General features: G+C 63.8%; 22 protein-coding genes. 10 read left to right on the forward strand and 12 right to left on the reverse strand.

All coding sequences use genetic code 11. From position 1 onward, the window contains the following. Positions 1 to 34: 34 nt before the first annotated feature. Positions 35 to 616 carry an SCO family protein gene (locus Q0025_RS10995; protein WP_297298973.1) on the forward strand — a complete coding sequence of 194 codons (582 nt, stop codon included), beginning with the start codon at positions 35 to 37 and terminating at the stop codon, positions 614 to 616. 21 nt (positions 617 to 637) lie between these two features. Here Q0025_RS10995 and Q0025_RS11000 read toward each other — a convergent pair whose 3' ends face one another. Continuing rightward, the gene (locus Q0025_RS11000; protein WP_297298975.1) at positions 638 to 1,468 is read right to left on the reverse strand and encodes a transporter substrate-binding domain-containing protein; all 831 of its coding nucleotides are present in this window, start codon (positions 1,466 to 1,468) and stop codon (positions 638 to 640) included. A gap of 537 nt (positions 1,469 to 2,005) precedes the next feature. Further along, on the reverse strand, positions 2,006 to 2,290 hold the full coding sequence (locus tag Q0025_RS11005; protein ID WP_297298977.1) for a hypothetical protein: 285 nt from the start codon (positions 2,288 to 2,290) through the stop codon (positions 2,006 to 2,008). Between the two features lie 237 nt (positions 2,291 to 2,527). Between Q0025_RS11005 and Q0025_RS11010 the strand changes: the two genes are divergently transcribed. After that, positions 2,528 to 4,249 (forward strand): lysine--tRNA ligase, encoded by a 1,722-nt coding sequence (locus tag Q0025_RS11010; protein WP_297298980.1) that lies wholly within the window; start codon positions 2,528 to 2,530, stop codon positions 4,247 to 4,249. Here the strand turns inward: Q0025_RS11010 and Q0025_RS11015 are convergent. The 6 genes from Q0025_RS11015 to Q0025_RS11040 all read right to left on the reverse strand — a co-directional run bounded on the left by Q0025_RS11015 (position 4,246) and on the right by Q0025_RS11040 (position 9,961). Then, the gene (locus Q0025_RS11015; protein ID WP_297298982.1) at positions 4,246 to 4,929 is read right to left on the reverse strand and encodes a hypothetical protein; all 684 of its coding nucleotides are present in this window, start codon (positions 4,927 to 4,929) and stop codon (positions 4,246 to 4,248) included. The genes Q0025_RS11010 and Q0025_RS11015 overlap by 4 nt on opposite strands. A gap of 176 nt (positions 4,930 to 5,105) precedes the next feature. Beyond that, a complete protein-coding gene (locus Q0025_RS11020) occupies positions 5,106 to 5,909 on the reverse strand; it encodes a formylmethanofuran dehydrogenase subunit C (RefSeq protein ID WP_297298984.1) in 804 nt (267 codons plus the stop codon). Beyond that, complete coding sequence (fhcD, locus tag Q0025_RS11025) at positions 5,906 to 6,814, reverse strand: formylmethanofuran--tetrahydromethanopterin N-formyltransferase (protein WP_297298986.1); 909 nt, start codon at positions 6,812 to 6,814, stop codon at positions 5,906 to 5,908. The genes Q0025_RS11020 and fhcD overlap by 4 nt, the downstream gene beginning before the upstream one ends. Next, positions 6,802 to 8,439 carry a formylmethanofuran dehydrogenase subunit A gene (locus Q0025_RS11030; protein ID WP_297298987.1) on the reverse strand — a complete coding sequence of 546 codons (1,638 nt, stop codon included), beginning with the start codon at positions 8,437 to 8,439 and terminating at the stop codon, positions 6,802 to 6,804. Before Q0025_RS11030 ends, fhcD begins: the two co-directional genes overlap by 13 nt. A gap of 3 nt (positions 8,440 to 8,442) precedes the next feature. Continuing rightward, a complete protein-coding gene (locus Q0025_RS11035) occupies positions 8,443 to 9,528 on the reverse strand; it encodes a tungsten formylmethanofuran dehydrogenase (protein ID WP_297298989.1) in 1,086 nt (361 codons plus the stop codon). 46 nt (positions 9,529 to 9,574) lie between these two features. Further along, a complete protein-coding gene (locus Q0025_RS11040) occupies positions 9,575 to 9,961 on the reverse strand; it encodes a 4a-hydroxytetrahydrobiopterin dehydratase (protein WP_297298991.1) in 387 nt (128 codons plus the stop codon). A gap of 163 nt (positions 9,962 to 10,124) precedes the next feature. On the opposite strand from Q0025_RS11040, the gene Q0025_RS11045 reads away from it, so the two are divergent. From Q0025_RS11045 to fae, 7 genes are all read left to right on the forward strand, one after another. Continuing rightward, positions 10,125 to 11,162, forward strand: a complete 1,038-nt coding sequence (locus Q0025_RS11045; RefSeq protein WP_297298993.1) for a beta-ribofuranosylaminobenzene 5'-phosphate synthase family protein — start codon at positions 10,125 to 10,127, stop codon at positions 11,160 to 11,162. Continuing rightward, the gene (locus Q0025_RS11050; RefSeq protein ID WP_297298995.1) at positions 11,162 to 12,049 is read left to right on the forward strand and encodes an NAD(P)-dependent methylenetetrahydromethanopterin dehydrogenase; all 888 of its coding nucleotides are present in this window, start codon (positions 11,162 to 11,164) and stop codon (positions 12,047 to 12,049) included. Before Q0025_RS11045 ends, Q0025_RS11050 begins: the two co-directional genes overlap by 1 nt. Continuing rightward, complete coding sequence (locus Q0025_RS11055; protein ID WP_297298997.1) at positions 12,042 to 13,169, forward strand: ATP-grasp domain-containing protein; 1,128 nt, start codon at positions 12,042 to 12,044, stop codon at positions 13,167 to 13,169. The genes Q0025_RS11050 and Q0025_RS11055 overlap by 8 nt, the downstream gene beginning before the upstream one ends. Then, positions 13,166 to 14,125, forward strand: coding sequence for a methenyltetrahydromethanopterin cyclohydrolase (gene mch, locus Q0025_RS11060; protein WP_297298999.1), 960 nt, complete (start codon positions 13,166 to 13,168; stop codon positions 14,123 to 14,125). The genes Q0025_RS11055 and mch overlap by 4 nt, the downstream gene beginning before the upstream one ends. Then, positions 14,109 to 15,038, forward strand: a complete 930-nt coding sequence (locus Q0025_RS11065) for a RimK family alpha-L-glutamate ligase (RefSeq protein WP_297299001.1) — start codon at positions 14,109 to 14,111, stop codon at positions 15,036 to 15,038. The genes mch and Q0025_RS11065 overlap by 17 nt, the downstream gene beginning before the upstream one ends. A gap of 28 nt (positions 15,039 to 15,066) precedes the next feature. Continuing rightward, a complete protein-coding gene (locus tag Q0025_RS11070) occupies positions 15,067 to 15,948 on the forward strand; it encodes a triphosphoribosyl-dephospho-CoA synthase (RefSeq protein WP_297299004.1) in 882 nt (293 codons plus the stop codon). A gap of 175 nt (positions 15,949 to 16,123) precedes the next feature. After that, positions 16,124 to 16,633 carry a formaldehyde-activating enzyme gene (gene fae, locus Q0025_RS11075; RefSeq protein WP_297299005.1) on the forward strand — a complete coding sequence of 170 codons (510 nt, stop codon included), beginning with the start codon at positions 16,124 to 16,126 and terminating at the stop codon, positions 16,631 to 16,633. Between the two features lie 21 nt (positions 16,634 to 16,654). Here the strand turns inward: fae and Q0025_RS11080 are convergent, their stop codons facing one another. Next, positions 16,655 to 17,383, reverse strand: a complete 729-nt coding sequence (locus Q0025_RS11080) for a HisA/HisF-related TIM barrel protein (RefSeq protein WP_297299007.1) — start codon at positions 17,381 to 17,383, stop codon at positions 16,655 to 16,657. 137 nt (positions 17,384 to 17,520) lie between these two features. On the opposite strand from Q0025_RS11080, the gene Q0025_RS11085 reads away from it, so the two are divergent. Continuing rightward, positions 17,521 to 18,540 (forward strand): hydantoinase/oxoprolinase family protein, encoded by a 1,020-nt coding sequence (locus Q0025_RS11085; RefSeq protein WP_297299010.1) that lies wholly within the window; start codon positions 17,521 to 17,523, stop codon positions 18,538 to 18,540. Between the two features lie 112 nt (positions 18,541 to 18,652). On the opposite strand, the gene Q0025_RS11090 is transcribed toward Q0025_RS11085, so the two are convergent. From Q0025_RS11090 to Q0025_RS11100, 3 genes are read right to left on the reverse strand one after another with little or no spacing between them, the layout of a single operon-like run. After that, positions 18,653 to 19,219 (reverse strand): DUF447 domain-containing protein, encoded by a 567-nt coding sequence (locus Q0025_RS11090; protein WP_297299011.1) that lies wholly within the window; start codon positions 19,217 to 19,219, stop codon positions 18,653 to 18,655. Continuing rightward, entirely contained in the window at positions 19,219 to 20,613 is a 1,395-nt protein-coding gene (locus tag Q0025_RS11095; RefSeq protein WP_297299013.1) for a DUF6513 domain-containing protein, read from the reverse strand. The genes Q0025_RS11090 and Q0025_RS11095 overlap by 1 nt, the downstream gene beginning before the upstream one ends. Positions 20,614 to 20,633: 20 nt before the next feature. Next, positions 20,634 to 21,269 carry a uridylate kinase gene (locus Q0025_RS11100; RefSeq protein ID WP_297299015.1) on the reverse strand — a complete coding sequence of 212 codons (636 nt, stop codon included), beginning with the start codon at positions 21,267 to 21,269 and terminating at the stop codon, positions 20,634 to 20,636. Between the last annotated feature and the right edge of the window lie 105 nt (positions 21,270 to 21,374).

Consider the following 21,374-nt stretch of genomic DNA (forward strand, 5'->3'; position numbering starts at 1 on the left):
TTTTCTCGCCTGACTTTTTGGCTATCTGCCATCCATGTCGCGGCGTCTTCTGCTCCCCTTCCTGATTCTCGTCATCGGCTTTGCCGGCGTCGGGCTCGGCTCCTTTCTGACCATTTCCAAGCAGGCGGGCGCCCCCGTTCCCTCGATCGGCGGTCCGTTCCGGCTAGCCTCGTCGAACGGTGGCGAGGTTACCGACGCCGATTTCAAGGGCCATCCGTTTCTCGTCTTCTTCGGCTATACGCATTGTCCGGACGTCTGTCCGACGGAACTCTTTCAGCTCTCGCAGATGCTGAAGGCGGCGGGCCCCGACAAGCCGCTGAAGGTTCTTTTCATCACCGTCGATCCCGAGCGTGATACCGCGCCGGTGCTCAAGCAATATTTGTCGAGCTTCGATTCGCGCATCGTCGGCCTTACCGGCACTCCGGCGCAGATCGCCGCGGTCGAGAAGGAATATCGCGTCTATGCCCGCAAGGCGCCGTCGGCGAACGGCAAAGACTATGCGATGGACCACACCGCCATCATCTATCTGATGGACAAGCAGGGCCAATTCGTTTCGGCTTTCGACGTGCAGCGGCCGCCGCAAGTCGCGGCGCAGGATTTAGAGGCCTATCTCTAAGTCTTGGCTTCAAGGCCGGCTTCAATAGAAGCCGATCGGAAAATATTTGAGATAGATGTCGGTATAGACGCCGCGCCGGGCGAGTTCCGACAGGGCATAATCGAGCGCGCGGCGTAGGTCTTTGTTGCCCTTCTTGACGGCGATGCCGACGCCCTCGCCGAAATAATTGCTGTCGGTATAGGGGCCGCCGCGAAACGCACAACAATGGTCCGAATTTTTGCCGGCGAGCCAAAAGCTCGATGTGATCGCATCATCGAAGAACGCATCGATCTGGCCGCCGCGCAGCGCCGCATAAAGTTCACCGCGGTTGGCGAAAGTCTGGCGCCGCACCTGCGGAAAGAATGTTTTGAGATAGGCCTCATGCGCCGTCCGGCCGATGACGCCGACGCTCTTGCCGGCGAGGCCTTCCGGTGTCGCCTCGAAGCTCGCATCGGCCCGGGCGACGAACCGGGCGGGCGTCGTGTAATAGGGGGCGGTGAAATCGAACCGGGCCCGGCTCGCCGCGTCAATACGGATGGAGGCGATCAGTGCGTCGCCTTCGCCGGCATTGAGCGCCCCTTCGAGCAGGTCGAAGCGCCGCGCCTGAATCGTGCAGGCGATCTTTAATTGCTCGCAGATGGCGCGGGCGAGATCGACGTCAAAGCCGGTGAGCGTCCCGTCGGGCAAAGCAAACTGGAACGGCGGATAGTCGTCCTCGGTCAAAAACCGCAGTGTATGGATGGCGCCGAGATCCGGCTTTTCCAAGCGGTTTTGCAGATCGAAATAATTGGGTACGGCCGGCGCCTGGGCGAAGGCGAGGCCGGGCGCCAAGACGAGCAGCAGAAGGGGCCGCAGGACAGCGAAACGGCGCAATAAGAAATTCGCCAAAACCCCAAAACTTGAGCTTGGCTTTTGCTTCCGGCGCCGGACTGCTTCCCGCATGGAGATTTATTGACTCCCGCCATGGCCGCAGCAAGCCGTCCTCGCGACCGTGCGGTAGCCGCTCGAAAACCGGCTGATCAGCCGCGTTCACTGCGGGCTTGCCTACTATGGCGTCTCCCAGGCGCATTTGGCAATGCAGCGAAAAATGCCGGGCGCGAGGCCGCCGGCGGCCTTCAAAGGAGGCTGAAGTAAAAGAAGCGGCCCTCAACGGGCCGCTTCGATACCAGCTAAAAAATTATGCGACTAGCGGCAAAAACATCGCCGACGCGCAACGGGAGATTACAGGAGTTCGGATAGCAGGGAAATAAAAAAAGACACGCAGGACGCTAAAATTCGTTAACGGGCGATGACCTGGCGACGAGCGTCCCTCCGCTTTCTCCAAGCCGATGGGGTTCAAAGCCAATCGGGCTCGCCGTACAAAGTCGCACCGCATCGCGCGTCACCGTCGGCGCTTGCGCGGCTTGCTTCCTATTCGAGCAACGTGTTGCGTGCGCTGAGAAATCTCTGGCTGATCCGCTCCGACATTTCCATATAGGCATTGCTCGCGTCTTCGAAGAGTTCGCCGAGTTCGAGCGGCAGTTCGGCGCGCCGCTGCAAAAGCACGTCGAGCATCGTCTGATGGTCGGCGAGCGAGCGGCGCAGCGAATTGGAAAGCTCTTCGAGGATGGCCTTCGTTTCCGCTGCGCGCCATAGGGCCTTTGCTGGCTTGGCCGGTTGATGTGGTGTTTCGTGTGAGCCTGACGAAGGAGTCATCTGATCTGCTCGAAATCAAAGAAACGCGGTGAAAAAAATGTTGCGGCAATAACAAGCTTGTCATTTGGCCCGCCAGGCTGAATAGCTGGCGATTTGGTGGAGACGAACTGACGCACCTGCCCTCTCAATTGTTTCGCCTGATGCCTTGGCTCGGGTGCCAATTGCCGTGCCGGCCTTTTGATAGTAGGGCCTCCTATCGCGCCGGCTCCGTGCCAGCGCGCACATCCCGGAAACGACATGCCTGCCCCAGACGATTCGGCCCTCGTGCCGCCATCCTTTCGCGAAGCCGCAGGCCATGCGGGTGCCTGGCCGTTCGAGGACGCGCGCAAGATTGTCGGCCGGATCGCCCGGACCGGACAGAAGGACGTCATCTTCGAGACGGGCTATGGGCCGTCCGGCCTGCCGCATATCGGCACGTTCGGCGAGGTCGCGCGCACGACGATGGTGCGCCACGCCTTCCGTCTGCTCACCGACGACACGGTGAAGACGCGCCTCATCGCCTTCTCCGACGATATGGACGGGTTGCGGAAAGTTCCGGACAATATTCCGAACAAGGCGATGGTGGCAGCCCATCTCGGCAAGCCGCTGACGCAGATTCCCGACCCGTTCGGCACACATCCGAGCTTTGGCGCGCATAACAATGCGCGGTTGCGCGGCTTCCTCGATCAATTCGGCTTCGATTACGAATTTGCCTCGTCGACGGATTATTACACCTCGGGGCGGTTCGATGCCGCGCTCTTGCATATGCTCGCGCGTTACGAGGCGGTGATGGCGATCATGCTGCCGAGTTTCCGGCAGGAACGCGCTGCGACCTACTCGCCCTTTCTGCCGGTCCATCCCGAGACCGGCGTCGTCATGCAGGTGCCGATCGAAATCGTCGATGCGGCGGCGGGCAAGATCGCCTGGCGCGATCCCGCCAGCGGCGAGAACTATACGACCCTCGTCACCGGCGGCCACGCCAAGCTGCAGTGGAAGCCTGACTGGGCGATGCGCTGGTATGCACTTGGCATTGATTACGAGATGGCCGGCAAGGACCTGATCGATTCGGTCAAGCTTTCGGGCGAGATCGTTCGAGCGCTTGGCGGCACGCCGCCGGAGGGGTTCAATTACGAGCTCTTCCTCGACGAAAAGGGGCAGAAAATCTCGAAGTCGAAAGGCAATGGCCTGTCGATCGAGGAATGGCTGACCTATGCCAGCCCCGAGAGCCTCTCGCTGTTCATGTATCAGAAGCCGACGGCGGCGAAACGGCTCTATTTCGATGTCATTCCGCGCACTGTCGATGATTATCTTTCCTTCCTCGATGCCTATCCGCGTCAGGAGGCGAAGGAGCAGCTTGGCAATCCGGTCTGGCATATCCATGCCGGCCATCCGCCGGCGCCGGAGCTGTTGCGTCATGAGGGGCGCGGCACGGCCATTTCCTTCGCCATGCTGCTGAACCTCGCCGCCGTCGCCAATAGCGAGGACCCGCAGGTGCTGTGGGGCTTTCTGCGCCGCTACGCGCCGGACGTCACGCCGCGGACCCATCCCGCGCTCGACCGGCTCATCATCTATGCGGTGCGCTATTTCCGCGATTTCGTCCGTCCGGCCAAGACCTATCGCGCGCCCGACGCTGTGGAGCGCGCGGCGCTCGAGACGCTTGCCGAGACACTGCTGAACCTGCCGCAGAATGCGAGCGCGGAAGAGATCCAGACGGCGCTCTATGACATTGCGCGGCCGATCCCGCGTTATCAGGATTTGAAGGCAAAGGGCGCGACGCCGGAGCGTCCGGGCGTCTCGAACGAATGGTTCAACATGCTCTATCAGGTGCTGCTCGGCGAAAGCCGCGGCCCGCGCTTCGGCTCTTTCGTGGCGCTTTATGGAGTGGCCGAGACGCGGCAATTGATCGCCGACGCGCTTGCCGGCGACCTCATCCGCCGCCATGCGGAATTTCTCACCGAGCGGGGCGGCGATAAAGGCTAATGCCCGAGCCCATGATGCTGCGCGAGCCAGGGGGCGATATATTTCCACGCCGTCCAGCCGCCGAGGCCGATCAAAGCGACAACCACGGCCGAGCCGAAGAATTCGATGAAGAAGCCGAAGACGAGGCCGAAGAGATTTTTTCGCCGCGGTTTTGGCGCCTCCGCCGCTGCGGGATGCCGCGCGGCGAGCTTTTCCTGCGCTTCGATCTGTGCCCGCGCTGCCCGTTCGAGTGTCGTGTCGCCAGCGAGCGCCTTATCGCGTTCGATCAGCCGCCGGGCGACGTAATCGGTGATCGCCTCGATCATCGGTTCGAGCCGTTCGCTCTCGGCAATGGCGACGCGGCCGAGCCGCGTGTCCTGCACGAAGCGGTAGGTGCGCCGGTCATGCGCCATCTCGGCGAAGGCGATCATATCGATGAACAGCCGCGGCCGTTCGCTCGGCACGAGGGCGAGATCGAAGAGATCGACCTCTTTGGGGACCTCGGCGAGGATCGGTTGCAGTTCGTCGCGCAACATTTCGAGCCGGGCGACCTCTGCGCCGCGCAATTCGGCGACAACGCGGCTGTGTTCGGCGTCGTCGATTCGCGCCTCCCGAAGCGCCTGCCGCAATCGCTCCGCGCCGCCCAAAGGCACGGCGGCTTCGCCCGGGTGGCTTCCGTTCGGCCGTGACGCGCTCTCCACTGGCAGCTCCCTGTTAAGCGGTTCTTAGCGTAGAGGAAATGCGCGGCGAGGCAACCGGCGCGGCAGGCCGCCCATCGCCTCGCGACGCTCGGCGTGATGAAATTTTCCGATCACAATTTTTTCAATCGCGTCGAAATGGATCCGAAAACCGCGTCGCGTTTTCCGGATCCGATGCGTTAGGCGGGCACGAAAATCTCGCCCTTTCCGAGCACCGACATATCGCCGGCGAAGCGGCGCAGCGCGCCGCGGAAGAATTTCTCCGTCCCGGCGCTCTCGGGCTTCAGCGCGCGGCCGAAGACCGGCGCGAAAGCGGCGAAATAGGTGCCGCAATCGACGAAATAGGGCGGCAGATCCGGCGGGTTGGCGAGCGCCAGCGTGCCGCGGCGCATGAGATAGCCGGGATTGAGGCCGACGGCGCCGAGCACGACCAAGGTGCCGGCGACGAGCCGGCTGCCGAGCCAATCGCCGGCGTCGCCTTCGATGATGATCGTGCCGCGCCGCAGCCGGTCGCCGGCCCGGTCGCCGACCGTGCCGCGAACGATGAGCGTACCGCCGCTCATGCCGTGCAATTCGCCTTCACGCGGGGCGGCAAGAAAATCGCCGGCATCGCCGATGATCTCAAGCCGGCCGCTTTCGATGCCCGAGCCGGCATAGGGACCGACATGGCCGGTGACGACGACTTCGCCGCCGGCGAGTTTGCGGCCGACATTGCTGCCGGCGTCGCCGGTCAGAACGACGCGGCCCGCGCTCGAGCCGGCGCCGAGATTGTCGAAGCGTTCCGAGCCGCCGTCGAAGCGGATTTCCTCGACGCTGCCGGCACGGATGCGGAAAATGTCGCCGACCTTGGCCGGCTCCTTCGTTGTCGCGAGATCGATCCCGGCGATCTCCTTGGCGCTCTTGTCTTTGAGCAGATGCGGCACGAGCGGCGATAGATCGAGCCGCTGCGGCGGCTGCGCTTTGAGCGAGAGAACAAGCGTCACGGCGCCAATTCCTTCAGGTGAAAATGGAAGGGTCCGAGCTTGCCGCCATAATTGCCGGCGCTGACGCGGCGTGCGCCTTTCTTCGGGCCGAGCTTGACGATGGCGGCGAGGCCAACGCGCATGGCGTCGGCAACCGCGGCTTCGGTCAATCCGTCGATGACGATTTCGAGCACACAGCCGAGATCGTCGTCGAGTGCGGTCGCGACTTGGCCGCGCAGGGTCGGGCAGAAGGCATCGTTGGTCGAGGCATGCAGCACTTTGTAGCGCGAGCCGACCTTCGAGCCGGAGCGCACGATGCCGCCGGGGAAGGGCATGATCGCGCCCTTGACCTTCTCCATCTGCTCGACCGCGGCTTCCGCGGCGCGCAGCGTCGATTCGTAATCGGCGCCGCAGATGAGCAGATTGCCACCGCCGACGGCGCCCTTGGTGAGGCCGACCGTGGCCTCGCAGAGGAATTCGCCGTCCATCACCGGGATGCGCCAGAAATGCCGGCCGCCGAATTTCTTCGAGATCTGCCAGCCGTCGCCGAAATAGCGCAGGAGATCGCCGAGCTTCATTTCATCCGATGCGGTCAAGTCGGCAAAACAGGCCGAGCCGGGCGAGGTCAGCACGCATTGGCCGACGCGGTTCGTCAACTGGTTCTGCAACTCGTTCGAGGACATGGCGAAGATGAGTACGCGCACGCCCGGCCGTCCGTCCGGCGTATCGCGCGGGTCGACCTCGCCGTCGATTCCCGCCTCGACGCCGCAGCCGATGACCGACGTCGCAAAGCCCGTCATCGTCACGGCCGCCTGGCGCGCCCATTTGCGGTTCGGCCCGGTGATCAAAAGCGCCGTGCCGCGCATCGGGAAAGCTTCGGCGAAGCTGTCGTCGATGCGCACGCCGTTGCGGGTTATCCCTGGCATGCAACCTCCTCAAAGGCATGGTCGACACCGATCGCGTGCTCGGGCACTTTGAACAGATCGCGCGAGAGGCCATAAACCTCGTCGTAATAGCGCGACAAGCGGCGGTCGATATTGGAATCATAGGCGGGCCGCGCGGTGAGTGCGCGGCCGGTGCGGTAATGCGTGATCTGGCCGTCGCGGACGACCAGATCGCCGTCCTTGAAGACGAGATGGGCGTGGCGGAAAGCCCGCGCCCGGTCGGCCGGATCGTCATCATAAACCGCGACATCGGCGAGCGCGCCGGGGGTCAGATGGCCGCGATCCTTGAGGCCGAGGAGCTTTGCCGGCGCGACGCGCGTCATAGTGGCGATCTCGCTGAACGTATATTCGCGCGCAATCGACGCCAGCGTCGTCAGCTCTGCCGCCTCCTTTGGAATGTCGGCGAGCCATTTGTTGCGCAGATCGCGGCTCATGATCAGCGCGAAGAGATCGGGATAGGTCGTATAGGGCGCGCCGTTCGGATGATCGGTGGTGAAGAAGACCTGCGCCGGATTGGTGATGAGCAGGAAGAGCTCGAGCCCAGCCGCCCATTGGATCGCATTGTAGAAGCTCTCGGCCTTGTAGAGATAGGGCACGACGCCGGCGCCATTGACCTCGCCGTCGAAGATCACCGATTTGCGCGGCTTGGCGGTGCCGACCGAAGCGAACTGACGAATGACGTCGCAGGAGATCGTGACCGTCTGCCGGAACATCACGCTGCCGACGTCGATCGTGACGTTGGGTGTCGTGTTGACGGCGGCGGCAAGCTGCGCCGCGGCCGAGGAGAAGCCGCGCTTGCCTTCCTTGCCATAGGCATAGAATTGCAGATGCGCGAGATGCAGCGGCTTGCCGTTGGCGGCTTGCAAGGTCCGCAGCGCGGTATCGACATTGCCGCCGATGCCGAGGTTGTTGGTGTGGAGGTGCAGCGGGTGGGCGATGCCGATGTCCATCACGCCCTGCTGCAAGGCCTCGGTAATCTGGCGCGAGGTGACGCCATAGAACGGGACCGTATCGTCGAGGTCGTAGGTGCGGGCGTTGTCGGCGAAGGCGACCGAGCCGCCGGGGTTGATGCTCTTGATGCCGAGGCCCTTCGTCTGCGCCAGCGCCGAGGCGAGATAATCGGCGATGGCCGTGCGATTGCCTCCCTCGCGCAGAAGGTTGAGCAGGAAATCATCTTCGCCGACGACGGTGAGGATGCCCTTGTCGACGATCGGAATGTCGGCGAGTTCGAGATGCGAATGCAGCGCCGTATGCGTCGGCACGGCCGGCTCGATGACGGTGGTGAAGCCCATTGCAGCATAGCGGCAGCCGGTCTCGAACGTCGACCAGCCAGCGGTCGAAAGCGGCGTCTCGGCCGGGCGCGCGACATGGGCGCGATGGTTCTCCGGCAGCAGCAGGCGGGCGGTGTTCACATTGCCGCCGGCGATATGCGAATGGATGTCGATCGCCCCGGCCATGACGATCTTGCCGGAGACGTCGAAGACCTCGTCCGGCGTTTCGCCGTGCGGCGCCTCAATGATGCGCGAATCTCTGATCCAGATGTCGCCGACGCCGTCCCGCCCGTTGGCGGGATCGACGACATGGCCGCCGGCCAGGCGTATCAACATGCCTCAGTTTCCTTTCAGATGTTCGCTGATGAGGCCGATCACCGCGTCAACTCGCGGCGCTTCGCTCGCCGTCGTGGCGGATGTCGCAGTGAAGCTTGCGACGTCGCGTGCCCATTCGATGGCATCGTGATCTTGTCCCGGCGCGCCGACCTCGATCTGCACTTTCGGCGGATAGGAAAATGTCGTGCCGGGTGCGGCGAGCGCAATGAAGGGCACCTTGCGCCGCCAGTTCGGCGTCGCCGCGCCATAGGCCGAAATCCACAGCGCCGCATCGGCCTCGCCGGTATCGACGAGGCGGTTGGCGTCGAAGCGCCAGATGTCGTGCTCGGGATAGCCGCGGCCGAAGCCGGTGCGGATCGGAAAGCCAGTCATCCAGCCCGATGTCTGCAAGACGCCGACGCCGTTCTGCGCCGGACCGAACGCAAGATTGGTGAAGCGGGTCTTCTGATTGAGATCGAGCACGAGTCCGCTCAAGGCTTCGATGGTCAGTTCGTCGAGCGATTCGGCCGACCAGACGGCGGCGCCGAAATGCGCCGCTTTCAAATTTTCGGCGAGTTCGGCCAAGCTTTTGGCCAAGGCCCCGCCAAGGCGGCTCTTACGCCCGGCGACCGCGGCGCGCAGCCCGGCGACCGCGAGAGGCAATTGATCGGCGCCGACGCCGATGTGAGTCGCGCCGATCGCGGCGGCGGCAGCCGGCTCGCCGCCGAGCCAGAAAATTTTGCGCGCCGCCTTGTCGGGGCTGAGCCGCGGCGGCGCGGCCAGCGCCAGCCTTTCGGCAAGTTCGGGCCAAAGCACGGTCAGGCGCGGGCCGACGAGCAGCACGAGATCGGCGCGGATGCGGACGTCATTCGCCGTCGTCACCATGCGGCCGGCCTGGCGCAATACGCCGACATCGCGCAGCAGCGCATCGCTCGCGGCATGGTCATAGGCGCCGTGCAATTTCTCGGCGAGAAGGATCGCCGCGCGCGCGCCGGCGACATCGGTCTGCAAGCCGGCGACCAAAGGCAGCCGCGCGCCGTCGAGCAGCCGCGCCGCCTCCGCGGCCGCCGCCTCGAGCGGGACCGCCGTGCCATCAACATAAGCCGTCATTTAGTCCTCACGTCGTCGCGACCGCGATCCGAGGTCATGGAGAGAGTTAGTCTTTGTCGTATTTGATATAGGCGAAGCGCTGATCCTCAGCCGGCGTGCCTTCGAGTGCCGAACCGTCCTTGCCCGGCTGCCAATGCACGACCTCCTCGATCTTCTTCGCCAATTGGAAATCTTTGTCGGTAATGCCCTTGGCGGCGTGGTTCTTCAAGCGGACTTCAACCCAGGCGTAAGACGCTGTGATGTCGGGATGATGCCAGGCGGCCTCGGCGAGGTGGCCGACCGTGTTGATCACCATCAGCGTGCCTTTCCAGCTGTGGGTGCGGTATTTCCGTCTTATCCAGCCGTCTTCATAGTGCCAATGCGGCAATTCGCGTTCAAGGCGTGCCTTGATCTCGGCTTCGTCATAGGTGCGTTCGTGTTGACGTTCGCTCATCTCAAAGCCTCCTCCGCGGCGCGCACTATGGCAATATCGATGTTATAGGTCCAGTCTGGCGCGTTTCGTTGAGCGGCGTATAAGGAGCGGCTTGCGCGCCTGCCATATGGGCGTGATGAAGCCTCTGTAAGCGGCGTAGCGTTCTCATTAGATTGAAGGCGAAATGCAAACTCGCGTGTCGGTCCAGACCTCCGCCCGTCTTCACCTCGGATTTTTCGATCTCAATGGGGTGCTTGGCCGCCGTTTCGGCAGTTTCGGCATGGCAATCGACCGGCCCGTCACCGCGCTGACGATCAGCCGCGCCGCGGAAAATCTTGTCGAAGGGCCGGATGCCGAGCGCGTCGGCGCGCATGTCGAGAGGCTGCGCCGGCATCTTGGCCTGAGCGCGGCCTATCGCGTGCGGATCGAGGAGGCCATTCCAGCGCATACGGGTCTCGGTTCGGGGACACAGCTTGCCTTCGCCTTGGCCGCGGGGCTGCGCCGGCTCGAAGGCCTGCCGGAGGATTTTGCCGGCGATGCGCTGCTGCTGCAGCGGGGCGGCCGCTCGGGCATCGGCGCGGCTCTCTTCTCGCGCGGCGGGCTTGTCGTCGATGGCGGCCATGGCCCCAATACGGTGCTGCCGCCGGTGCTTAGCCATCTGCCGTTCCCGGAGGATTGGCGGGTCATTCTGGTCATGGACAGCGGCTTCGAGGGCGTACATGGCGCCGACGAAAGGGCCGCCTTCGCCGCTCTGCCCAAATTTTCGGCGACTGCCGCGGCGGACATCTGCCATCGGTTGCTGATGCAGGCCCTGCCGGCCTTGGTCGAGCGGGACCTGCCGCAGTTCGGCCGGGCCGTCAGCCATATTCAGGCAATTCTCGGCGATTATTTCGCTCCGGCCCAGGGCGGAGAACGCTACACAAGCACTGCCGTTGCCGCCGTGATGGCGCGGCTCGCCCATCATGGCGCCGAAGGCTTCGGTCAAAGCTCCTGGGGGCCGACCGGCTTTGCCTTTGCCGCCAGCGACGATGAAGCGCAGAGACTTGTCCGCCGGGTTCGGGAAGAAAGGCCGGCGCAGACGACGGGGAACGGGGGCGAACCGGTCTTGGTCATTTGCAAAGCCATCAATCACGGCGCCAAAATCACGCTAAATTCACCCGCCCAAGATTTAAGAAGCGCGCCGGACCCATCGGGCGCCGAAGACCTACAGGGAATCAAATAATGGCCAAGCTCATTCTGCACATGCTCAGCCCGCTGAAACATATGAGCCCGTTCGACGTGAACATGGCACTCGACGCCGGCTATGATTCGGTGACGCCCTATACCAATGTCACGCTCGACGAGATCGAGCCGCTCGTGCAGGACGCGATGTTTTCGCGCTCGCCGCGCGATGCCGTGCGCACCGGCGTCTTCATCGGCGGCAAGGATGCGATTCAGGCCCTCGATATGGTCGAGAAGGCCAAAAAGACCCTGCTCAAGCCGTTCGAGATTTCGATCTTCGCCGATCCCGCGGGCTCCTTTACGACGGCGGCGGCGATGGTTGCTTGCGTCGAAAAAGTGTTGAAGCAGAAGAAGCAGCGTTCGCTCTCCGGCACCAAAGTCGTGGTCTATGGCGCCACCGGCGTCGTCGGCTTTTCCTCCGCGGTCATTGCGGCGCTCGAAGGCGCGAAAGTGACGCTCGCCGGCTATAACGGGCCGGACCGCGTCGAAAAGGCGACCCAGGAGATCCGCAAGCGCTTCGGCGTCGAGACTTTCTTCGCGGACGCCAGCGACCACGACAAGGTGCTCAATCTGCTCGTCAATTCGGAAATTGCGCTATGCGCGGGCCGGGCCGGCGTGCAGATCCTTTCGGCCGAGGATATCAGCAAGGCGGCGAATCTGCTCGTCTGCGCCGACGTCAATGCCGTGCCGCCGCTCGGCATCCAGGGCGTCGACCTGCATGACGATGGCAAGGAATTGCCGGGCGGCAGCCTCGGCATCGGCGCGCTTGCGATCGGCAATGTAAAATATCAGACCGAGTTCCGCCTGTTCAAAAAGATGGCCACCTCGGATTCGCCGCTCTGCATCGACTTCCGCGACGCGTTCAAACTCGCGCGTGAGCTTGTCTGAGGCTCAATCCGTCCTGATCGCCGCCGCCTCGGGCCGTGCGCTTGCCGCTGCGGCGGGGCGATCAGGATTTAAGCCGCTGGTTGTCGATTTCTTCGCCGACGATGATACGCGCGCTCTTGCGGCGGCGACGGCGCAAGTCGCCGACGCGGAGCGCGGTTTCGCTGCGGACGAACTCGTTGCCCAATTGCATGCGCTTGCGGCTGGCGAAAGCCCGACCGGGATCGTCTACGGCAGCGGGTTTGAAGACCGGCCAGAAATTCTCGATAGCCTAGCGCAACATTTTTTCGTCTTCGGCAACAAGGCTGCGATTGTCGCCAAGGCTAAAGACCCGCGGACGCTTGCGGCTCTCTGCAGGCAACGCGCGATTCCACATCCCGAGATCCGCTTCGATCCGCCGCCCGATCCCGGCCATTGGCTGATCAAGCGCCAGGGCGGCGGCGGCGGCATCCACATCCGCGGCGGCGACGCAGAGGCCGAGCCGGGCGACTATTATCAGCGCCGCGTCACCGGCATGCCGGTCTCCATCCTGCTGCTGGCCGATGGGCTCGATGTGCAGGCCCTCGGTGCAAGTTCGCAATGGACGGCCATGTCTTCGACGCTGCCGTTTCGCTTCGGCGGCGCGGTCCGGCCGGCGCAATGTCCCGGAGCGCAGCTTGCGGCGCTCGCCGGCGCGGCGCGAACGATTGCTCGAGCGCTTGGCCTTGTCGGCTTGAACAGCGTCGATTTCCTTGCCGATGCGGACGGCTTTCACCTGCTTGAAGTCAATCCCCGCCCCGGCGCGACGCTCGATATTTTCGCCGACAAGGACGGCGCGCTTTTCGCCGCGCATCTGGCGGCCTGCCGCGGCCACTTGCCGGCGCGGCCTTTGGTCTTTACCAAGGCCGCCGCGACAGCGATCGCTTATACGCCGTGCGAACTCCCCTCCATGCCTGCCCTCACCTGGCCGGACTGGTGCAAGGACCGGCAAAGGCCGGGGACGTTCCTGCGTGCCGGCGATCCGGTCTGCACGATTTCGGCCGAGGCCGAAACCGCCGGTGCGGCGCGCGCGCTGGTCGGTGAACGCCTCGCTCTCTTTGAAAATCATCTGTCGCGTAAAGCCCAAAAGGAATGCGTCGCATGACCGAAGCCCCGAAAATCAGTGTCAACAATCTGGCCGGCACCATCGTCGATCGCATGGTCACCGAGGCTGACCGCCTGCGGATCCTCGTCTCCAAAGGGTCGCTGGGCGAAACCTTGATCGATGCGGGCGTCAAGACCGTCGGGGGCTTCGATGTCGGCCTGCTGATGGCCGAAATCTGCCTCGGCGGCCTCGGCAGCGTGACGCTCACGCCTTACGCCGCGACGGCGAAATGGCCGTTCCATCTGACGGTGCGCACTGCAGATCCAGTGATCGCTTGCCTTGCCAGCCAATATGCCGGCTGGGCGCTGAAGCACGAGAAATGGTTCGCGCTCGGCTCCGGTCCCGGCCGCGCCCTGGCGCGCAAAGAACCGTTGTTCGAAGACCTCGGCTATGCTGACAAGGCCAACCGTGCGACGCTCGTCGTCGAGGGCGACAATCCGCCGCCGCCGGAAGTTGTCCGGAAGGTTTCCGAAGATACCGGGGTCCCGCCGCATCGCATCACTTTCATTTACGCGCCGACGCGCAGCCTCGCCGGCAGCCTGCAGGTTGTCGCCCGTGTGCTCGAAGTCGCGCTGCACAAGGCGCATGAATTGAAATTTCCGCTGTCGCGCATCATCGATGGCATCGGCACGGCGCCGTTGTCGCCGCCGCATCCGGATTTCATCCAGGCGATGGGCCGCACCAATGATGCGATCATCTATGGCGGCCTGACGCATCTTTTCGTCACCGGGCCGGCCGACGAAGCGCGCGCGCTCGCAGAAAAGCTGCCGAGCAAAACCTCGCGTGATTACGGCGAGCCCTTCAGCGACATTTTCAAGAAGTTCAAAGGCGACTTCTACAAGATCGACCCGATGCTGTTCAGCCCGGCCGTCGCCGTGGTGACGGCGGTCGAGACCGGCGAGACCTTCTTCGGCGGCGAGATCAACGAAAGCGCCTTGAATGCCTCCTTCTGCTGAGGCCGGTCCGCGGATCGCGCTGCTCGTCGACAAGATCGAGTTTCACGCACGGGAATTGACGCGCGCCTTCGCCCGGCTTGGCGCCCGCGCCATCCCGATGCGGCTTTCGGCTTTCAGCCTCGATACGCGGCGGCCAAGCGGCATCGCCATTCCCGGTTTCGGCACGCGTCTGCCCGATCTGGTGCTGGTGCGCGCCGTCGGCCTCGGCACGTTCGAATCGATCACCTTGCGGCTCGGCTTGCTGCATGCGCTTGTCGGCATGGGCGTGCCGGTCGCCAATTCGCCGCGCGCGATCGAGCTGTGCGTCGATAAGGCGGCGACGAGCTTTCGTTGTTTCAATCAAAACATTCGGACGCCGGAGACCTTCGCGCTCGAAAGCCCGCGCCAAACCCGCGCGCTGGTGCGGCGCGAATGCGGCCGGGGTCCGCTGGTCCTGAAGCCGCTCTTCGGTGCGCAGGGCCGCGGCCTCAAGCTGATCCGCCACGAATCCGATCTTCCCGACATCGCCGAGATGGCCGGCGTCTATTATCTGCAACGCTATATCGGCGTCGAGCGCGACGGCTTTTCCGATTGCCGTGTGCTGGTTGCGGACGGGCGCGTGCTGGCGGCGATGACGCGGCGCGCGGACCATTGGATCACCAACGTCAAGCTCGGCGCCAAGCCCGAGCCGGTCGCGCTCGACGATGAGATGCGCGATCTCGCCGTGCGCGCCGCGGCGGCAGTCGAGGCGGAATTCGCCGGCGTCGACCTGCTGCGCGGCGCCGATGGACGCTGGTATGTGATCGAGGTCAATTCCATGCCCGGCTGGCAAGGCCTGCAGAGCGTGACCGATTTCTCGATCGCCGATGAACTGGCCGCTTTGCTGCTTGCCCGGCACGGCCTTGCGGCCGGCGCGGCCGAGATGGCCTCTTGAACGATTCGAATAAGTTAGAGCGCGACTTATGCGAAAAACCGGAGCCCACTTTTTCGCATCCCGCTCTGCGGCCAAGATCGCGGCTGCGTTCCGCGCGGCCTGCCGCGAAGAAATCGAAGCGCCGAAGCCGGGCAATGTCCATGTTTTCGCCGGCGGCCATAATATGGATGCCGCGCATTTCCTGCTGAGTGCCGAGGTCTCCGCCGGGCCGATCGCGGCGGCTGGCACCTCGGTCGGCGCCCGCGTGCTCGCCGCCGTCGAGGCGAGCTTCGCCGCCGTCGGCATGAATACCAATCTTGGAATTATTCTGCTCTGCGCGCCGCTTGCCGCGGCGGCCGAGCGCGGCGGCGCCTTGCGCGCGGCGCTCAAAGACGTTCTGCGGACTTTGGACGGGCAGGACGCGGCGCGTGTCTTTCGCGCCATTGCTCTCGCCAACCCGGGCGGGCTCGGAGCTGCGCCGCGCTATGATGTGCGCGATATGCCCGAGATCGGCCTGATGGAAGCCATGAACGAGGCGGCGCCGCGCGACCGGATCGCGCATCAATATGCCTCGGATTTCGATGATATTTTTGTGACGGGACGCCTGGCGCTTGCGGATGCCGAAGCTGCCGGGCTTCGGCCGCCTTTGCGGGCGGCGGCGGTCTATCTCGCTTTTCTTGCCGGCTTTCCCGACACGCATATTTTTCGCAAGTATGGCGCGGCCACGGCTGCCGCAGTGCAAAACGAGGCCCAGACCATGCTGATGCTTTTTCGTGCACGGCGCGGCGATTGCCTGAGCGAACTTCTGGCCTTCGACACGAGCCTCAAGGCGCGCGGTCTCAACCCCGGCACGAGCGCCGACCTAACGGTTGCGACACTTTTTGCCGATCGGCTGCGCGATGGCTTGCCGAGCCGGCGCAATGATGATTGATTGCGCCCCGTGCGGAAGGCTCCGCCGCTATCTGGCCAACCGGCCTGTCCCAAAGTCATCGGCATGCTGTATCGAGATGCCGAGGACTGACGGGCGTCGATAACAAGGATAGGTCATTCGTCCCGACGAGGTTTTCGGCGGGAAGTCGTGTTTTGTTCCATCGGAGGAAGTACATATGGCCAAGATAACCAAACTTGGTGTTGGCGAATCGCTCGTCGGCGAAGGCAATGAGGTTGCGCATATCGACCTGATCATTGGCCCGCGCGGCAGCGCCGCGGAATCGGCGTTCACCAATGCGCTCGTCAACAACAAGGACGGGTTCACCACTCTGCTCGCCGTGGTTGCGCCCAATCTTCTCGCCAAGCCCAACACGATCCTCTTCAACAAGGTCACCATCAAGGGCGCCAAGCAGGCCGTCCAGATGTTCGGCCCGGCGCAGCACGCGGTCGCCAAGGCGGTTGCCGACAGCGTCGCCGAAGGCGTGATCCCGGTCGAGGAAGCGGACGACCTCTTCATCTGCGTCGGTGTCTTCATCCATTGGGAAGCCAACGACGACAAGAAGATCCACGACTATAACTATCAGGCCACCAAGGAAGCCATTCAGCGCGCCGTCACCGGCGAGCCGAAGGCCGCCGAAGTTGTCGCCAAGCGCAACACCGCGAAGCACCCCTTCTCGCCGGAATAAGCGGCTCGGTTCTTTTTGCGATCAAAGGGGAGCTTCGGCTCCCCTTTTATTTTGCGGGTCGAGGCCGCGCAGTTCTGCTGCGCCGATCCTGCCGTTATGCAGGGCCGAGGCGACGAGGACGCCGGCAATGTTTGCGGCTTCGAGCCGGCGCAGATCATCCGCATCCCGAACCCCGCCCGCCGCATAAAGATCATGCGTCGGCGCCTGCGCGCGGATTTGATCGAGCCGCGCGAAATCCGGTCCGCTGCCGGCGCCGACCTTCGCCAAGCTCATCACGATGATTCGCTGCGCCCACCGGGCCGGGTTCGTCATAAGGTCCAGCGGTCCGAGGAATTCATCGCCACGGAAATCAAGCGACAGGATGCGGCGCGGCTCTGCGGCAAGACGCGGCGCGGTTTCGAGATCGGCAAGATTTTCGCTGCCGATGATGAGGGCGCCGCGATTCTGCGCGAGCCACGCGGCGGCGTGACTTTCTGTCGCGCGGCCGGAATCGACCCAGAATTCAACTTGAGGAAACTCCGCTTCGAGCGCGGCGATAATCGCCGCGTGACCGCCGGCGCCGGTGATCGCATCAAGATCGGCGATATAGATTTTGCGAAACCGATGAAGCGACAAAAAGCCTTCGATCACCTCATGCGGCCGGCTCGATGATGCCAGCGGCGTCTCGATCGGCGCATAAAGATGCCGGGCGCCGCCGCGCGCCAACACCACATGGCCGCCCTTTAGATCGATGACCGGGATGATGTCCATATTTACTCCTGCGCCAATGTTTCCCTCTCCCCATACGTAAGTTGGGCCTGCCCGACTTACGCTTTTAAAGATATACCAACTCGGGCAGGCCCGAGTTGGTACGGGAGAGGGAACTCATTGCGGGATCGAAGTAACAAATGCAAAGCGTCATTGGCTGGGATATCGGCGGCGCGCATCTGAAAGGCGCGCGCCTTGAAGACGGCAGGATCGTCGCCGTTGCGCAGATCGCCTGTCCGCTGTGGCTCGGCCTCGATCACTTGCACAAAGCCTTTGCCGAGGCCAAAGCGGTGCTCGGTCCCGCCGCGCGGCATGTGGCGACGATGACGGGCGAATTGTCCGATGCGTTTGCCGATCGCGATGCCGGGGTTGCGGCGATTGCTGCTGCTGCGGTGCAGGAGCTCGGCCCGGTCACCTTCTATGCCGGGCCACAAGGCTTCGTTCCGGCCGATGCCGCCGCCAAACTCAGCCATGTCATCGCGTCGGCCAATTGGCATGCGAGTGCGTCGCTCGTGGCGAGGCATTTTGGCGAGGCTCTGTTTGTCGACATGGGCTCGACGACGACGGATATCATTCCGCTGAAAGAGGGCCACGTCGCTGCACGCGGCAGTACCGATGCAGCGCGTATGGCGCATGGCGAATTGGTCTATGCCGGCATTGTGCGCAGCTTCTTGATGGCGGGGTTGCGCCATGTGCCGTTCGACGGGCGCTGGGTGCCGATCATGAACGAGGCTTTCGCGACGACGAGCGATGTCTATCGCGTTCTCGGCACTCTACCGGAGGATGCCGACTTGATGCCGACTGCCGACGGCCAGCCCAAGACGGGTGCAGCCTCGCGGGCGCGGCTTGCGCGGCAGATCGGCCTTGATGCGCGCGACGTCAGCGAAACGGCGCTCGATCAGCTCGCGGCTTTTTTTGCCGAGGCGCAATTGCGCGAAATTTCCGACGGCGCTCTTCTCGTGCTGTCGGGAAATGTGCTCGACAAAACCGCGCCGGTCATTGGCGCGGGTGCAGGCCGCTTCGTCGTTGAACGGCTCGCGGCGCGGCTTGCGCGGCCCTACGAGGATGTCGCTCATCTCTTGCCCGCCGCGCCGGGTCTGCGCCGCCGGGCCGCGGATTGCCTACCCGCCTGCGCATTGGCTTTTCTCGCGGGGCCTTAGATCACGATGATTTCGGATCGAATCGGCCCGAAATCATAAACGCGATCGATTCGCACAGTTTAGAGCGGGATTTTTTTTGCGAAAAACCGCTGACACTTTTTCGCATCCCGCCCTAACCGACGCGCGCGTAATGCGCGGCGATCTTCTCGACAAGCCATCCCCACGCCTCGGCTTCCTGCGGTCCTGCCGTCTTGTCGATGGCAATTTGAAGATAGGCCATTTCGGTCTCGATCTTGTCGCGCGACAGGAAATCGAGCCGGCTCGCGAGCACCGCAAGTTCCAGCACCGCGGCCTTGGCGCGGTTCATGCCTTCGAACGGCGCGTGCTGCTCCTGCCGCAGGACACGACACAAAAAACGTGGCCGTTGCTCGTGCTCTTCGACATGATCGACCGCGAATTCGGCATGGGTCAGTGCCGCGTCGAGCCGCGGTACGGGAAAGTTCGCGATCTTCGTTAGAGGCCAGTCGCGCCGGCCGGTGAGACAACCGGCGAAGATGCGCACGTCGTCGACATAATTGGCGACCGCGAAGGGGACGGCGCGCAGATTGTCGAGCGTCGTCGAGGGCCGGAAGGGTGCGATGATCCATTGATCGCCCGCGGCGATCAGGCCGAGCGGCGCACCATGCACGCGGCCCGCGGCATCGACCGTCGTCACCACGCACTCGCGAATCATCGGCATCAGCGTTCCGCCTTCACGCGCAAGGTGTGGCCCATCGCGCGCGAGCGCGTCAGGTCTTCTTCCGCGTGTTCGGTCGCGACGCCGAAGTCGAGCGGCTCGTCCTGCACATAGCGTTTGCCGAGGGTGAAGGCGAGTTCGGCCTTCATCAGTTCGGTGCCGAGGTAGAAGGCATGTGCGTCGTCGCCTTTCACAGAAAGATGCGGAAAGAGCGCCATCGCATCGCGCGCGACATGATGGCCGTCGCGATTATAAAGGTGGATCCCGTCTTCGGCGACCTCGATGCGGTAATTCGTATCGCGCACGTCCGCGGCGCGTTCGGAGATTTCGGCCGGCGTGATGACGAAGGGCTTCAGGTCGTGCACTTGCGCGAGGCCGGCGCCATAGCCTTTCGGCAGAGCTTCATCGCTGCGCGACGCGAACATCAGCCGCCGCGCGGCGTCGTGCTCGGCGACGGTACGCCGCGTATGCGGGCTCACCTGCACGACGAGCACGTTGCGGATCGACAGTTCGGAGCAAAGGCCCAGCAGCAGCGCGGCGACGCCGCTCGAATCGGCTTCGGTCAATTCCGTCAGATTGCCGGTGCCCATCATCATTTGGGCCTCCGGCAGGCGCCGCCGCGCCTCGATATAGCGGGCGACCGAAGCCGTGAAACCGAAATGGATCGGATCGAGAATCGGATCGATGATGAAGGGAATTCCCTCGCGCTGCGCCCTTTCGGCGAGGCGCACGAGCGAATCGAGATCCGAGTGCGGCTGCGGAATGAGGATCGGCGTCACCGGATATTTGCGGGCAATGCCGAGCGTCGTCTCGGTGAGGCTGAGGAGAAAATCCGCGCCTGCGGCGGCGCCGCGTTCGAGTTCGTCGGCATTGGCCGAATCGACGCTGACTTTATGGCCGGCGGCCTTTAGCGCCCGCACGCTCGCTTCGAGATGCGGAAACGGCGTATCCGGCAGAGCGCCGAGGTCGATCACGTCGGCGCCCGCGGCACGCATCATATCGGCACGCCGCACGATGTCTTCGACCGAAATACCGGACGCATCGACGATCTCGCTGAAGATGCGGATATCGTAGCCCGAAAGATCGGGCGCGCGGCCGCCGCGGCCGAAAAACACCGGCAGGTCGGCGATTTCGTCGGGCCCGCGCTCGACTGCGACGCCCAGCGCACGCGACAGTGCCTCGAGGTCGGCGCGGCAGCGGCCGGGCAGGATGATCCGGTCGGCATCGACCGGCCGTGGCACCCGGCGCAGGATAATCGCCTCGGTCATCAGCGCTGCAACCTTCACGCCGATATCGACGGCGCACCAGACGAAGGGCGTCTGGCCGAGACCATTCATCGTCTTGATGAGACGCGGATAGGCAAGGTGTCCGGTCAAGAGCAGAATGCGTTCGGTCATCGGGCGTTGTCGCGTCTCGGTTAAGCGCGCCGCGGCTGCAGGCCGGGGATGTGTCGGCGCAGAAATTTCGTCGGCGCGTCAGGCAACGCACTGGGTCCGGCAATGAAGATATCAGCGCCGCTCGCCGCGGCAAAATGCGGGAAGAGACGATCGGTCAGCCCGGCATTGGCAAGGTCGGCAAGCGACAGATCGGCGTCGGGGTCGACGGGCGCGCTTTTGATGAGCAGCAGCTGTTCGGCGCGCAATTGCGCCGCAAGCCAGGCCGCGAGCGTGTCGGAGGTCACGTCCCATGATTTCGGCAGCGGCGAAGCAAGCGCCATGGCGGCGGGCGCCCAGCAGGCGACGCGGCCGGTACGCAAGGCCCGGCCGATCGCCGCCGAAGTTTCGGCCATCGCCAGGCGCGGCCAGAGCGCCGCCAAAGCCAGTCCATATTGCTCCATGGCGACGAGCGCAATCTGATGCGCAGCATCGTCGTCGAAACGCATCGTTTTTTGCATGCCACGAACGGCATCGGCAAAGCCGCCGCCGCCCGGCACGATGACGAGCGGATCGGGATAAAGATCGAGCGCTTCGAGCCAGCCGGTCAAGAGAGGCGTATCGGCCAAGCTGCCACCAAGCTTGACCACCAGCGGGCGCGGCGCTCGGCGTGCGGCCATCTCAGATCGCCATGCGCATTAGAGACGACGTCGCCCGGCAGAAGTTCTTCGATCTTTTTGATCGCATTGAATTGATGCGAAAACCGCGTCGCACGTTTCGGTCCG

The sequence above is a fragment of the uncultured Methylovirgula sp. genome (assembly GCF_947646745.1).
In the GTDB taxonomy this organism is placed as follows: domain Bacteria; phylum Pseudomonadota; class Alphaproteobacteria; order Rhizobiales; family Beijerinckiaceae; genus Methylovirgula.

What these genes read in the sequence shown, in the direction of transcription:
- Q0025_RS11010 (WP_297298980.1), top strand. Translation starts at nt 2,528, where the DNA reads ATGCCTGCCCCAGACGATTCGGCCCTCGTGCCGCCATCCTTTCGCGAA.
- Q0025_RS11040 (WP_297298991.1), bottom strand. Translation starts at nt 9,961, where the DNA reads ATGAGCGAACGTCAACACGAACGCACCTATGACGAAGCCGAGATCAAG.
- Q0025_RS11065 (WP_297299001.1), top strand. Translation starts at nt 14,109, where the DNA reads ATGCCTCCTTCTGCTGAGGCCGGTCCGCGGATCGCGCTGCTCGTCGAC.
- Q0025_RS10995 (WP_297298973.1), top strand. Translation starts at nt 35, where the DNA reads ATGTCGCGGCGTCTTCTGCTCCCCTTCCTGATTCTCGTCATCGGCTTT.
- Q0025_RS11035 (WP_297298989.1), bottom strand. Translation starts at nt 9,528, where the DNA reads ATGACGGCTTATGTTGATGGCACGGCGGTCCCGCTCGAGGCGGCGGCC.
- Q0025_RS11095 (WP_297299013.1), bottom strand. Translation starts at nt 20,613, where the DNA reads ATGACCGAACGCATTCTGCTCTTGACCGGACACCTTGCCTATCCGCGT.
- mch (WP_297298999.1), top strand. Translation starts at nt 13,166, where the DNA reads ATGACCGAAGCCCCGAAAATCAGTGTCAACAATCTGGCCGGCACCATC.
- Q0025_RS11085 (WP_297299010.1), top strand. Translation starts at nt 17,521, where the DNA reads ATGCAAAGCGTCATTGGCTGGGATATCGGCGGCGCGCATCTGAAAGGC.
- Q0025_RS11080 (WP_297299007.1), bottom strand. Translation starts at nt 17,383, where the DNA reads ATGGACATCATCCCGGTCATCGATCTAAAGGGCGGCCATGTGGTGTTG.
- fhcD (WP_297298986.1), bottom strand. Translation starts at nt 6,814, where the DNA reads ATGCCAGGGATAACCCGCAACGGCGTGCGCATCGACGACAGCTTCGCC.
- Q0025_RS11030 (WP_297298987.1), bottom strand. Translation starts at nt 8,439, where the DNA reads ATGTTGATACGCCTGGCCGGCGGCCATGTCGTCGATCCCGCCAACGGG.
- Q0025_RS11005 (WP_297298977.1), bottom strand. Translation starts at nt 2,290, where the DNA reads ATGACTCCTTCGTCAGGCTCACACGAAACACCACATCAACCGGCCAAG.
- Q0025_RS11100 (WP_297299015.1), bottom strand. Translation starts at nt 21,269, where the DNA reads ATGGCCGCACGCCGAGCGCCGCGCCCGCTGGTGGTCAAGCTTGGTGGC.
- Q0025_RS11050 (WP_297298995.1), top strand. Translation starts at nt 11,162, where the DNA reads ATGGCCAAGCTCATTCTGCACATGCTCAGCCCGCTGAAACATATGAGC.
- Q0025_RS11070 (WP_297299004.1), top strand. Translation starts at nt 15,067, where the DNA reads ATGCGAAAAACCGGAGCCCACTTTTTCGCATCCCGCTCTGCGGCCAAG.
- Q0025_RS11090 (WP_297299011.1), bottom strand. Translation starts at nt 19,219, where the DNA reads ATGCCGATGATTCGCGAGTGCGTGGTGACGACGGTCGATGCCGCGGGC.
- Q0025_RS11045 (WP_297298993.1), top strand. Translation starts at nt 10,125, where the DNA reads ATGCAAACTCGCGTGTCGGTCCAGACCTCCGCCCGTCTTCACCTCGGA.
- fae (WP_297299005.1), top strand. Translation starts at nt 16,124, where the DNA reads ATGGCCAAGATAACCAAACTTGGTGTTGGCGAATCGCTCGTCGGCGAA.